Source organism: Methylobacterium soli (genome assembly GCF_008806385.1).
Classification (GTDB): Bacteria; Pseudomonadota; Alphaproteobacteria; order Rhizobiales; family Beijerinckiaceae; genus Methylobacterium; species Methylobacterium soli.
In genome coordinates this window covers 1-11,711 of sequence record NZ_VZZK01000075.1, presented here as the reverse complement: position 1 = coordinate 11,711, position 11,711 = coordinate 1, and the positions used below count along the sequence as shown (strand labels likewise).

Here is an 11,711-nt window from a genome sequence, read left to right as displayed (position 1 = left end):
GCCTCGCGAGTTCATTCGTGCTCAGATCCAACCAGCCCCGTGTCCGGTTTGATGGGGGCAACTCCAGTTTCACTCTCGGGGGCGCAGTGAAAAGCTGGGTGCGGTCCTGCGATCGTCCGCTTCGCTCGGCTGAGCAGAATGGACGAATCTCTCGCAGCACTGTTGCGGCATTGCATCGCCCTATGCTTATTGCGCAGCCCACGTCATACGCTGACGCAACCCTCCCTCAGAGGAGCGAGTTGGTCAGAAAGCGATTGGACACGATGTGGCTTGCGCGGCGGGCTACACGAGGGAGGGCTTTGAGTGTTGTACCTGATGCGTGACACCTGTGACATGATGCTCACGCCAGCCCGGTTCGCGGCCGGAGCGACCAAGCGAGCCTACGAGAACCCGTTCAATCCTTTCGCCTACACGCCGAACAGCCGCGCCATGGTGGCCTCCTGCGAACTCTTCGAGCGCGCGACGCGCACCTACGCCAAACCCGTCTTCAATCTGCCGGCGTCTGAGCGCGTCGTCTGGGAGCGCCCCTTCTGCCGCGTGATCGCCTTCGGCGAGCCCTCGGCTAAGCCGAAGATGCTGATCGTGGCTCCGATGTCGGGCCACTACGCGACCCTGCTGCGCGGGACAGTCACGGCCTTCCTCGACACGCATCAGGTTTTTATCACCGATTGGCACGACGCCAAGCAGGTGCCCCTTTCAGCCGGCCGCTTCGACCTCGACGACTACATCGATTACTGCGTCGCCATGTTCGAGGCGCTGGGACCGGATCTACACGTGATGGCCGTCTGTCAGCCCTCCGTGCCGGTGCTCGCGGCCGTTGCCCGGATGGAGGCAGAGGATCACCCGCTGGTGCCCCGCGCGGCCGTTCTGATCGGTGGCCCCATCGACACTCGGCACTCACCCACTGCCGTCAACAAGCTGCCGCAGGAGCGCAGCATCGACTGGTTCCGGCAGCACTGCGTCCACCCTGTGCCGTGGCCGCACTCGGGCTATGGCCGCAAGGTCTACCCCGGCTTTCTCCAGTTGGCCGGCTTCATCGGGATGAACCTTGACCGGCATCGCAGGGCGCATTGGGACATGTTCAACCATCTGGTGCAAGGCGACGGCGACTCGGCCGCCAAGCACCGGGAGTTCTACGACGAATATCTGGCCGTGATGGATCTCACGGCGGAGTACTACCTCCAGACCGTCGAGACGGTGTTCATTGAGCACGCCCTGCCGAAGGGGGAGATGCAGCACCGGGGCAGGCTAGTGGATCTCAGCGCGATCCGCCGCTGCGCCTTGATGGCGATTGAAGGCGAGAAGGACGACATCACTGGCATCGGCCAGACTCGCGCGGCTCTAGACCTTACTCCAAACCTCTCGGCTGAGAAAAAAACCTATCATCTCCAAATGGGTGCAGGTCACTACGGCGTCTTCAACGGCTCACGGTTCCGGGCCGAGATCGCGCCGAAGATCGCCGCGTTCATGGAGCAGAATGCCCGCGAAGTACGGCAGGAGCAGCGGTGTGAACGCACCAATGTCACGGTTCTCGCTTCGGCTGCTCCTCAAGCTTCTCGCGGTCGGATCATGGAGTCCGGCGGCGAACTGTCCACGGCCTTGGAACTTATTGCGTCACAGAACCTATCCCGCTCATCTGAGCAGCGAGCACAAGCAGCGTCGAATGTGATAAGGCTGCCGTATCAGGCGTGAACTTTAGAGGCAGGCATCGGCCTCTCCAATCCTCCGGATGCCTGCCACTCTGACGACGGCTGAGAAAACACGAACGCTTTCATGCGTCGGTCAAGCTCGTCCAAACGCCGGATCAGCGGCGTACGGCGACGGTCGCGCTCCGCCTCAAGCTGCTGTCGGACTTGCTCTTTGCGCGCCTGCGGACCCGACAGATCATTCAGTCTCTCGCACGCGCTTTGGAACGCAAACTCGACATCGGCCAGAGCCGCCAGCGCGTACTGGAGGTCGCCCGTTAGGTCGTCTGTGGCTAGGCTGGGTAGGGCATCGCTTTGGAGCATGAGGGTCTCCCGTAGCTTCGCGGGTCGTCAGACAAGTGCCCCGGCAGGAACCAAGCCGTTACCGGGCACAGGCACCTAAGCGTTCAGTTAGGCAATAGCTCTGCTGCGATTGGCAACGGCGCAGCAAAACTGCCACAGTCAATGGCTTAAACCGCTGGCAATTTCTGGTACGGCACCCGCCTCTTGTCGAGCGATATCGAAGCCGTTCCTAGAATAATGCTTGTCCGTGCGCTGACGTACAAATTTACTTTATGGAAATCTTCGCCAACAAATGATGATGACCCTCGCTGGCTTCGCACTCAGAAGCTTGCTGGTAGAGATGCGTACTGGAGATGATCGGAGAGGTGAAGCGGCAGCGCCGATGGTTTCCCTGATCGGGATACCCGTTCGGATTTTCAGATAGATCTCATGAGTGAACGGAGCCGGTGAGGTCTCCGTCCGGCAGGCTGACGTAGACCAGTGCGCCCAGAGTCATCATCAGAAAGCGGAACGCGCTCTCAATGCCGTTCCACTCGTGCGACATCCACATCCCGAACCACTCGCTACCAACAGCAATCAGTCCGACCTGCCAGAGCAGGTAACCCAACGTAAGCCCGGCAACGGCCGTGCTCTTGGCTCGATTGAAGGCTGCTCCTGAAACGCGCAGGGACCTGAGCAATCGAACGACGCCGAGCCAGCACAGACCGGCCGATAAAACCTCGACAGCGATGATGAGAAGGTAGGCGGCCTGTTGTAGCGCTGGAGCTTCGACGGCGCGGTAGCGGGTCGTTGCGCTCGGAAAGATGGTGTCCATCATCAGGACGTGCTGTACGAAGGGCAGATTCGCCCCGTAATCCGTGATGTTGCCGAAGGCGACGAGGCTGAAGAGAAAGGCGATAGCCGTCACGACCGTTGCTTTCGAAATGCGGCCCATAAGCATGCAGTCGGATCTCCCTACCTACCTGCTTGCGTATGTTCCCGGTCGCGCCCTACGGCTTGGGCTGAGCAGTGTCGGTCCAACCCGCCGGATTCGGCATCCGCTTGAGATCGCGCCACGCCGACCTCAGCACGGTCACGGCAGCCTGGAACGAGAAGATCACGCCGATAAGGTCGAGCGCGTATTCGGGCCAGCGCACCGGAGCCAGATGAGCGAGAAGGCCAAGGACAGCCGTCAGCACGGCGGCAGCCGCATCGTTGCGCGCATTCAGCCACGTCGCCTGAACCAGTGGGTTCTGGTCGTTGCGGAAGCGGACCAGAGCGGCGGCGGCAAAGCAGGCAACCGCAACAGCAATGAGGTTGGAGGTGACAATCTCCCCGACGCTGCTGGCGTCCGGGTTCTGGAGATCTGACCAAAGATCGGACAATCCGTCGATGCCGGTGGCGGCGAGCAGCGCGGCGATGACGAAGGCCGATAGCCGCTCGGTGCGTGCGCCACGGCCAAACACGAAGGCCGCTACGACATTGAGGGCGATGTCGTAGCCGAATCCGGAAGCATCTTTCAGCAGGTCCTTCGAGCCAATGGCATGTGCCCAGGCTGCTTCGACAAGGGCCAGCAGCAGGATGCTGGCCGCGATGGCCCAGACGGTCCTTTTGTAGCCGAACCGAGCGGTCGTCCTTGGCATCCGTGAATCAAGTTGCAGCGGCATCGTGAGACCTCGATCCATGGCAGGCGGAAGAGGCTGCGCGCTCTGGCCGTCACTCGGCTTAAGCGCGTGGCCTTCATGCCGACGCCGTAGATTGGTTCTGTGGTGCTGGCTTGAGCATTTGGCGGAGGAGGCTTGGCGAAACTGAGGCGACGCTCCTTCTGCCGATTCACCCCTCTCAGCGGGCCTGGAGGAGCTTGTCCACGAGCGGCAGCAAGGCGTCCACGCATGCCTTTGTGCTGTCGTCAGCGGCACATTTGAAATCGATCCCTGTCTCGCCGCGACGGAAACGCAGATGGCCACCCTTCATGCCCATCATGAAGGGACGGCGATGATGCCAACCGCCATTTCGATCCCCGCCCGCGTCGGGAGGCCCACGCCGTGGTCCTTCGGATCGGCCACCACTATCCTGCGCGAAGCCTCCTGAAGGTGGTGGATTTGAGGAACCTTCGGGTGCCGATTGAGCCCAACAGACGGTACTGGCGAGTACGGCTCCGAGGCCGGCAGCGATCAGACGCTTCATGATGGTCGTAACCTCCTGGGTCGTTCAGGACGCAGGAGAAATAGCACTCGGCTGTTTCTCCGATTTTACAGTTTGGTGTCCGCGTGTGGCTTAGATCGGGCGCAGTTTGACGGGCGGACGCTTATGCCTCCTGTGGGAATCAGAGGCTCGCACCTCTCACCTGAACTGCCGTTAGCGGAGAGAGAAGCGCCTGCCATGGCAACGAAACGTAGCCATTGGCGTTGAACCTCGACAGTACGGAGTTTCAGGTCATGACCCTTCTCACCATTTTGATTGCCGGCAACATGGCCATCGCTGGCACGTTTTCGCTGGTCGCGGTCCTGACGGACTGACCGGCTGACAGAAGCCAGACTTGCCCCAGCTACACCCCGATCAGGTAGATGCTGGCGCTAACACGGCCGATGAAAGGCAGTTAGCTCCGCCAGGGTTGCTCTGGGCCATGCGCTTCGACGAGGCCGGGTGCGGGCATCTCGCAAAGTCAGGCGTCGATCTTTTGCAGCTTGGAGCCTTCGGCGAAGGTTTTCTCTGGCTTCACTTCGACCTCGCCACCGCCGATCTCGGACCTGCGATCAGCGCGGGCTATCTCGGGCCGGCACATCTCGCAGCATCGGCTTTTGGTCCGGATAGCCATCAGCGCGTCACGGTTGAGGGGACCTATGTCGGCGGCGTGGTAGCCGACGTCAGCCGCGTTGCGGATGGCACGGAGCAGGACGACGTGACCGGCCGCCTGCACTTCGTGATGGAGCCGTGCTCGCTCGTGAGTGGCCGGCGGCAGCCCGTGGAGAGTCCAGAGGCGACGCGGGAGGCTGCAACCGAGGGGGCACGCATCGCCTCGCCCATCACCCTGCTTGAGACGCTGATCGGCTACGTCATCGCTTCCATCGCCGCCTCGGGCGCGAAGTTCTCCGATGAACTCGATGCGATTGAGGATCACATCCTCGACGAGCGCGTGCGCGGTGACCGCCGCCGCCTCGGACCGATCCGGCGCGACGCTGTGCGGCTGCACCGTCAACTTCTCGGCCTTCGCGCGGTCTTCCATCGCCTTGAGCAAGATGGGGCAGCACAGGATCTCCCGGCTCCTGCAAGAGGAACTGTCCGCCCGTGTTGCGGAGCAGTCGAATCGACAACTCTACACCCTGTCGGTCCTGACCGCGCTGTTCCTACCGCCCACCCTGATCACGGGCTTCTTCGGGATCAACACCAAGGGCCTGCCGTTCGCCGACAACCAGCACGGCTCGTTGATCGTCATGATCCTGGCACTCGGATCGGCGGTGCTTGCCTATGGCATCATTCGCGCCCTCGGCGTTCGTGCGCCTCGGGAGTAGCGCCCATCCGGGGAACTGCTCAGGTGACCTGCGCCCGTGCTAAGCTCCGCCAGACTTAATTTCTCTCCCGAGAAGCGGAGTTCCGTTCTTGACCGCCGCTTGCTGCGCTCCTGCCGGCCGAGACAGACGAAATTGCTGCCTGGGTCGCGTGATCGGCCGGCATGGTCTCGCGCTGGCCTTGTGCCTCGTCGGCGGATCAGCGCAGGCGCAGCAACTGGCATTTCCGCGCTCTCGCGGAGCAGGCGACGACCCGCGCACCGCCATCGCGCAACCCGAGACGACGAGCCAAGCCTCAGGCGGCTACGTCAGTTCGGTTGAACCCTATCTCGGGCCACTCGGCGACCCGCTCGGCCTCCGGCCCGTGCTGAAGGAACGAGGCATCGAGTACAGCCTCACCTACATTGCCGATGTGCACGGCAATCCGGTCGGGGGCATCCGGCAGGGAGCGGCTGTCGAGGACCGTTTGAACCTGCGCCTCAACCTCGACCTGCAACGAATCGTGGGATGGGAAGGCGGCACGATCCACGCCAACGCCTACTTCATCCACGGCACCGGCCTCTCGCGCTACTACGTCGGCAACCTGCTCACCACCAGTGTGATCGAAGCGCTGCCCTCGACGCGCCTGTACGTGCTCTGGTTCGACCAGAAGCTCATGGACGGCAAGCTCGCGATCAGAGGCGGGCAGCTTGCGGCCGACACGGAGTTCATCGTCAGCCAGACGGCGACGCTGTTCGTGAACTCAACCTTCGGTTGGCCGGCAATTACGGGCCTGAACCTGCCGAGTGGCGGGCCGGCCTACCCGCTGGCGACGCCCGGCATCCGCGCCAAGTATACCCCCGACGACAAGTTCTCGTTGCAGATCGGCCTGTTCGACGGCGACCCGGCTGGCGCAAACCAGCCCGGCCCTGATCCCGAGGCGCAGCGGCTAAACCGCACCGGCACGAACTTCCGCACTCATGATCCGGCTCTCGTCATCGCGGAAGCGGCCTACGCCTACAACACGGACGGCGATCCGACGACGCTGCCCGGCACCGTAACACTCGGTGGCTGGCAGAACTTCGGCCGCTTCGAGGATCTGCGCCTCGACACCAGCGGCCGTCCACTTGCCGATCCGACCTCAACGGGAATCGCGCGAAGCCTGCGCGGTAATGCCGGGATCTACGCTATTCTCGATCAGACCCTCTACCGGGAGCCAGGGAAGGGTGAGGAGGAGGGATTGAGCGCCTTTATTCGGGCCTCGGTCTCGCCGACGCGCAGCAGTCTGATCGACTACTATGTGGATGCGGGGCTGGCCTATAAGGGCCTGATCCCTGGTCGAGACAGCGACACGCTCGGGATCGGAGTGGGTTACGCGCACATCAGCGCCAATGCGCGGCGGGCTGATCGGGACGTGATCCTCTACACCGGTCAGGTGATACCAGTGCGCAAAGCCGAGACCGTGATCGAGGCGACCTATCAGGCTCTCGTGGTCCCCGGCTTCACCGTGCAGCCAGACGTGCAGTACATCCTGCGGCCCGGTGCGGGAATCGCCAACCCGCGTGATCCGGATGGACGGCGGGTCAAGAACGCGGCGGTGCTCGGCGTTCGAGCAACAGTGCAATACTAGCGGGTGAAATCTGAAACTTGGTATCTTCCGTTTGCGACCCTATGGAGCCATTCAAAGCGTCATGAACGGATGGTCGCTGACGGAGGCATAGTGGACCTCCGAGAGGCTTTGCCAGCGACGCAAGATGAGCCTCCCGATCGGAACGCCGTACGACCCTATTCAGGCAGCCGTCCCGTGCTGTTGGAGCGGTCGCAACCGAATGCTTTATACTCAATTACGCTCAGTTAACTTGTGGCAATTTACGCTGCCGAAATTAACATGAGATAGCAAGTAATCCTGCGGGCAAGTCTAAGGTTTTATTTAAAGCGACAGAACTTTTATCGAAGACGGCGGTTGATCTCGCGCTAGGCTACCTCTCTTCCGTTTCCGACAGGCGGCTTTGCACGACGGTGCGGGCGCGCATTTCCCCTCACACAGGTCCGCGCCGTCACCTCCCTGGAGGTAGTTACTATGCCGGACGCGACTCCGCCCTTCTCTTCCGAGTACGTCGAAACGCTTATTCAGCGCCTCGGGGAGGGCGGACCAGTCCGCTGTGGTGAGGCACCCGACTTCCTTCTGATGCAACTCGCAGATCTCGAAGCCGAAGCCCTGCAAAACGGTGCCTGCGACAGAACCCTCTCCCTCCTTGGGCGAGCGCGCACGATGGCTGGCTTCGCCTGTCTACGCACGTTGCAAGCGACGCCGCACGGGCACTGAGGGCGGCATGCCGCACTTCTTCTTCGACCTTCAAGACGGCGAGTAGACCCCTACAGCACTCCCAGCAGCCTGGAGCCGGCCCAAGCGTTCCAACAGGGCTTGTCTCAGTGCAACGGCCACGCTGGAACATGGCTGCTATCGACCCTTTCCGAGCATTCACCGCTCAATCGGAGAGTGCGATGCCAGATGTCACAGGCGATGATCGAGATCACAAGAGCGCAGAAAAAGCTCTTGCGGAGCGCGAAGACTTTCTCAACTATAATTATCGAGAGCCGATTGAACTTTCGAAATAATCAATCGGTGTAATCAGCGGAATTCTTTTGTTCTCAGTAAACTTTTCCGACAAGCTCGGAGGACTGCAAAATTCCCCGCCTTCCTACAAATACGTTCTGCTCGCTTCTTGGGCATGCTTGCTCATATCTATCACGTTCTGCGGACTGTCGATGGCCTTCAGTTGGAATTCAGCGCGCTACATGATCTGGGGGCAGGATGAAGTGCGCCCGCCTCGGAGGTCGAGGCGGCTGAGCAGGTTCGCCGCCAATGCCCTGACGGGTGCGGGCATCTTTTTCGTCTTAGGTCTGGCGCTGATGATCGCGGGAGGCTTCATGTCGTCGGTCGTTCGACCCGCGTGATCGCATCCTTGCTGCCAACGAGCGCTCGCTGTCCGGCTTGGGAACGATTTTACTGCCGCTGCACGCATGTAGACCGGCGGCATTCAGCGGCCACAGGTCAGTTGCGGCGAGCCCGATCGACCACAGGTCGGAGAACTGTCTGGACCAGATCGAGAAGATTGGCGTCGCGCCAGCGTGCCCTGCGCTGCCTGCGGTTCGCGAAGGGCAGAGAACCACCCTGAACGGACCTCGCGAATCGGTACCAAGCGTCAGATTTCGACCAATAGCCTCCGCGCCTTGCAGGCCCAGCGGGAGTTCGAATATTTTCGGACGCTCGGCCACAGGCGGGATTGCCATGTCGTCGCGCATGTCCCTCACCTCGTGGATCGGGTACGGTACCGAGCGGTACACCGCGCGCGTCGCGCGACGCCTGCGCGCCCTCAACGTCACCGCGTGGCTTAGTTCGATTTTCGTCCTCGGCTTCGCAATCTACGACGCAACTGATTTAAAGCTCCGGACACTCGCGGCAGTCAATGTCACCGCCGCGCTCTTCCTTGCGAGCATCCCGGTCTGGCATCGATTCGGTGAACTCGTCGCTCCGCTGGCCTTCGTAATTGGAGCCTACACAGGAAGCTTCGTCGTCTGCGCCATGATCGGCACTGAGTCCGGCATGCCGATGCAGTACCTCGCTGTTGCGGCGGTGATGATCATCGTTCTCGGTCCGCAGAGACGTGTACTCATTGCGGTGATCGGTACCGCTGCAATCACCCTCATCATCGCGCTGCGGGTTACAGTACCGCCCGACACGGGTCTGCTCAGCAGCGAGGCGATGTTCGCGAACTTCGTGGCCTGCATGGTCGGCACCTGCACGATCCTGTTCGGAGTAATTCTTTACGCGGTCAACGAGGTGGCGCGTGCCGAAGCCATAGCGGATCGAGAATTCGAGCGCGCCGAGGCCCTTCTCGGGAACATCCTCCCTGCACCGATCGTGAAGCGCTTGAAGGATAAGGGGGAGCCAATCATCGCCGACGCCTACGACGAAGCGTCGATCCTGTTTGCTGATTTAACGGGCTCCACAGCGCTGGCCGGTGCGATATCGGCTGCCGCATTGGTCGAGTTTCTGAACACCCTGTTCTCGACCTTTGACAAGCTCGTCGATCAGCATGGCCTGGAGAAGATTAAGACGACCGGCGACGGGTACATGGTGGTGAGCGGTGTTCCCCTTCGTCGCCCCGACCATGCGCAGGCTCTTGCGAGCCTGTCGCTGGCGATGCGCAGCGCGACCGCGACCATATTCGATCCGCTCGGCCGCACGGTTCGGATTCGGATCGGGCTCGCTTGCGGGCCAGTGATGGCGGGCGTGATTGGCACGCGCAAATTCTCCTACGACGTTTGGGGTGATGCCGTGAACGTCGCAGCGCGCATGGAGGCAACGGGCGTACCCGACGCAATTCACGTCTCGCGCGAAATGCGCGCGCGTTTAGGCCAAAGTTTCTCTCTGGAAGAGCGTGGTGCGGTCGAGGTAAAAGGGAAAGGTACGATGCAGACGTGGTTCTTGCTCGGGCCACGAGCATAAGCAGTCTTTCGCCCGCGTGACTGCACTCATCAAGCGCCACGGTGATGACAATGTATCACGACAGCCCCCTAGTCGCCGAAGGCCATCGCATCCGCAACGCGTTCAACGGCGAAACCTTCATCTTCACGCATGTCCGGGAGGACGCAAGCGCGTTCCAGTTTGATGTCCTGTTGGAGCCCGGTGGCATGCAGACTGGCACTGGCATGCATCATGTGCACCCGTTTGCCAGCGAGGCGTTCACCGTTAAGTCGGGCAAGCTTGCACTATCGATCCAGGGAGAGTGCCGCATTCTTGGTGCAGGCGAAAACTGCGTCATCGCGGCGGGCATCCCGCATTTCTTCAGGAACGGGCATGCGGGCGAGACGCTGTTCACCGCGCGGTTCACGCCGGGGCAGCAGTTCCTGCGCTTCTTCCTCAACATGGCATCGGGAACAGCGGACCACCCAGACTGGTATGACGAGCGCGGTGAGCCGCCGCTGCTGTTGCGGGCGTTGGCCTTGCACCACTACGCCGGGCACGGCTACGCAGCAGCCATCCCAATCTGGTTGCAGAGGGCGCTTTTCGCATCGCTCACTCCGTTCGCATACCTTGCAGGGTATCGCCTGAGCGTGACGCAAAACCGTCAGTAACCACTGAAAGCCGTCTTCGGCTTCCGCATGCACGGCCCGCCAGCTTTCTGTATAGCTAGGCTTTGCGGCATTAGTGATGATCAGCCGCTACGCGGTGTAGCCATGATTGCGCAGACGATCGCCTTGTCTATCAGCAATTTCCCTGCCGCGATGCTGATCCTGGCGCTGATCCTGGGAGCGTTGGGTCGGCCGCGCGGTGCTGCGGCGAGCCGTTTCTTGGGCTGGGTGCTGCTCCTTCCCATCGGGGCAGTCGGGCTCTGGGCGGGGATCGCGCACGTTGCTTTCCCCCAAGTCGCGGCCGAGCACATCGGTTGGCAGGTGAGCCCATTTCAGTTCGAAGTCGGGATGGCAGACCTTGCGGTGGGCATCACCGCTTGCCTTGCCTTCTGGCGTCCCTGGGAGTTCCGCGCTGCCGCCGTCTGCGCTGCCTCCGTCTTCCTGCTCGGCGACGCAGCCGGACATGTGCGGCAGATGCTCGTGGCAGGCAATTTCGCGCCCGGCAACGCTGGGCTCCCCTTCTACATGGACCTCATCGCTCCGACGCTCGCGATCGCGTTGCTCATGGCGTCGCGAGGCTCGGCACGTCGAACCGCTCAATGACCGCAAACCACCGAGGGTGTTTGAAAACGCAGAAGCGGTAGAAGGATCTTCCCCCCCCGAAAGTAACCTGAGCAGCGCTGAAGTGGGCATCCAGACGGCGCTAGAATGGTCCTCCAGTAGGGCTGCATGTCTGTCGCGCAGATGATTGTTCTACAAATTTGGGATGCGCTTCCGTTTTTACATAGCGTGCACCCGCTGCGGACCTCGCGAGGGGTACTAAGCGTCAGAGTTCGGCCACTAGGAAGCTGCCGCCAGACCGTCCTGAGGCGTCCCACTCCTCCGTCGCGGCCCACCTATCGGCATCGCTGACCTGCTCGGAGCCGCCCATGCGCGGGCACCTCGCAGTCCGACGCTCGCCGCCCCCTTCTCCTCCACGCTCGCCACGAACTCGACCGAGCACCCAAATCCCGACCATCTCTGGAATCATCCCGACGATCATGCTGGCCTAACTGTCTGGCGCGCCCGTGGGTGGGAACTGTCGGGGCGGATCGTGGCGGGGACGTTCAGGAGGACG

General features: G+C 61.8%; 10 protein-coding genes and 1 pseudogene. 7 read left to right on the top strand and 4 right to left on the bottom strand.

Annotated features, from left to right (window positions below; genetic code table 11):
- The first annotated feature begins 303 nt into the window (after nt 1-303).
- Complete coding sequence (locus tag F6X53_RS31000) at nt 304-1,692, top strand: polyhydroxyalkanoate depolymerase (protein ID WP_151005611.1); 1,389 nt, start codon at nt 304-306, stop codon at nt 1,690-1,692.
- On the opposite strand, the gene F6X53_RS30995 is transcribed toward F6X53_RS31000, so the two are convergent.
- The 3 genes from F6X53_RS30995 to F6X53_RS30985 form a co-directional block, all read right to left on the bottom strand.
- On the bottom strand, nt 1,683-2,009 hold the full coding sequence (locus tag F6X53_RS30995; protein WP_151005609.1) for a hypothetical protein: 327 nt from the start codon (nt 2,007-2,009) through the stop codon (nt 1,683-1,685). The two genes, F6X53_RS31000 and F6X53_RS30995, sit on opposite strands and share 10 nt — an antisense overlap.
- A 406-nt stretch (nt 2,010-2,415) precedes the next feature.
- Nucleotides 2,416-2,928 (bottom strand): DUF2165 family protein, encoded by a 513-nt coding sequence (locus tag F6X53_RS30990; protein ID WP_151005607.1) that lies wholly within the window; start codon nt 2,926-2,928, stop codon nt 2,416-2,418.
- Between the two features lie 49 nt (nt 2,929-2,977).
- Nucleotides 2,978-3,634, bottom strand: a complete 657-nt coding sequence (locus F6X53_RS30985) for a cation efflux transmembrane domain-containing protein (RefSeq protein ID WP_244965637.1) — start codon at nt 3,632-3,634, stop codon at nt 2,978-2,980.
- A 959-nt stretch (nt 3,635-4,593) separates the two neighbouring features.
- Between F6X53_RS30985 and F6X53_RS33815 the strand changes: the two are divergent.
- The 3 genes and pseudogenes from F6X53_RS33815 to F6X53_RS30975 form a co-directional block, all read left to right on the top strand.
- Nucleotides 4,594-5,145: pseudogene (locus F6X53_RS33815) on the top strand (CorA family divalent cation transporter); the annotation flags it as partial.
- A gap of 61 nt (nt 5,146-5,206) precedes the next feature.
- Nucleotides 5,207-5,479 (top strand): CorA family divalent cation transporter, encoded by a 273-nt coding sequence (locus tag F6X53_RS33810; protein WP_280526087.1) that lies wholly within the window; start codon nt 5,207-5,209, stop codon nt 5,477-5,479.
- Between the two features lie 148 nt (nt 5,480-5,627).
- The gene (locus tag F6X53_RS30975; protein WP_191971079.1) at nt 5,628-7,085 is read left to right on the top strand and encodes a carbohydrate porin; all 1,458 of its coding nucleotides are present in this window, start codon (nt 5,628-5,630) and stop codon (nt 7,083-7,085) included.
- Between the two features lie 1,268 nt (nt 7,086-8,353).
- Here the strand turns inward: F6X53_RS30975 and F6X53_RS30970 are convergent.
- Nucleotides 8,354-8,761: a hypothetical protein gene (locus F6X53_RS30970; protein ID WP_151005605.1), complete on the bottom strand. Its 408-nt coding sequence runs from the start codon at nt 8,759-8,761 to the stop codon at nt 8,354-8,356.
- Between F6X53_RS30970 and F6X53_RS30965 the strand changes: the two genes are divergently transcribed.
- From F6X53_RS30965 to F6X53_RS30955, 3 genes are all read left to right on the top strand, one after another.
- A complete protein-coding gene (locus F6X53_RS30965; protein ID WP_151005603.1) occupies nt 8,748-9,968 on the top strand; it encodes an adenylate/guanylate cyclase domain-containing protein in 1,221 nt (406 codons plus the stop codon). The two genes, F6X53_RS30970 and F6X53_RS30965, sit on opposite strands and share 14 nt — an antisense overlap.
- A gap of 50 nt (nt 9,969-10,018) precedes the next feature.
- Nucleotides 10,019-10,597 (top strand): cupin domain-containing protein, encoded by a 579-nt coding sequence (locus tag F6X53_RS30960; RefSeq protein ID WP_191971078.1) that lies wholly within the window; start codon nt 10,019-10,021, stop codon nt 10,595-10,597.
- 102 nt (nt 10,598-10,699) lie between these two features.
- Nucleotides 10,700-11,197 carry a DUF6790 family protein gene (locus F6X53_RS30955; RefSeq protein WP_151005599.1) on the top strand — a complete coding sequence of 166 codons (498 nt, stop codon included), beginning with the start codon at nt 10,700-10,702 and terminating at the stop codon, nt 11,195-11,197.
- Nucleotides 11,198-11,711 lie beyond the last annotated feature (514 nt).

Bases quoted from the DNA above. Each gene is read 5' to 3' on its own strand.
- F6X53_RS30995 (WP_151005609.1), bottom strand. From the start codon at position 2,009: ATGCTCCAAAGCGATGCCCTACCCAGCCTAGCCACAGACGACCTAACG.
- F6X53_RS30990 (WP_151005607.1), bottom strand. From the start codon at position 2,928: ATGCTTATGGGCCGCATTTCGAAAGCAACGGTCGTGACGGCTATCGCC.
- F6X53_RS30985 (WP_244965637.1), bottom strand. From the start codon at position 3,634: ATGCCGCTGCAACTTGATTCACGGATGCCAAGGACGACCGCTCGGTTC.
- F6X53_RS33810 (WP_280526087.1), top strand. From the start codon at position 5,207: ATGGGGCAGCACAGGATCTCCCGGCTCCTGCAAGAGGAACTGTCCGCC.
- F6X53_RS30965 (WP_151005603.1), top strand. From the start codon at position 8,748: ATGTCGTCGCGCATGTCCCTCACCTCGTGGATCGGGTACGGTACCGAG.
- F6X53_RS30970 (WP_151005605.1), bottom strand. From the start codon at position 8,761: ATGCGCGACGACATGGCAATCCCGCCTGTGGCCGAGCGTCCGAAAATA.
- F6X53_RS30960 (WP_191971078.1), top strand. From the start codon at position 10,019: ATGTATCACGACAGCCCCCTAGTCGCCGAAGGCCATCGCATCCGCAAC.
- F6X53_RS30955 (WP_151005599.1), top strand. From the start codon at position 10,700: ATGATTGCGCAGACGATCGCCTTGTCTATCAGCAATTTCCCTGCCGCG.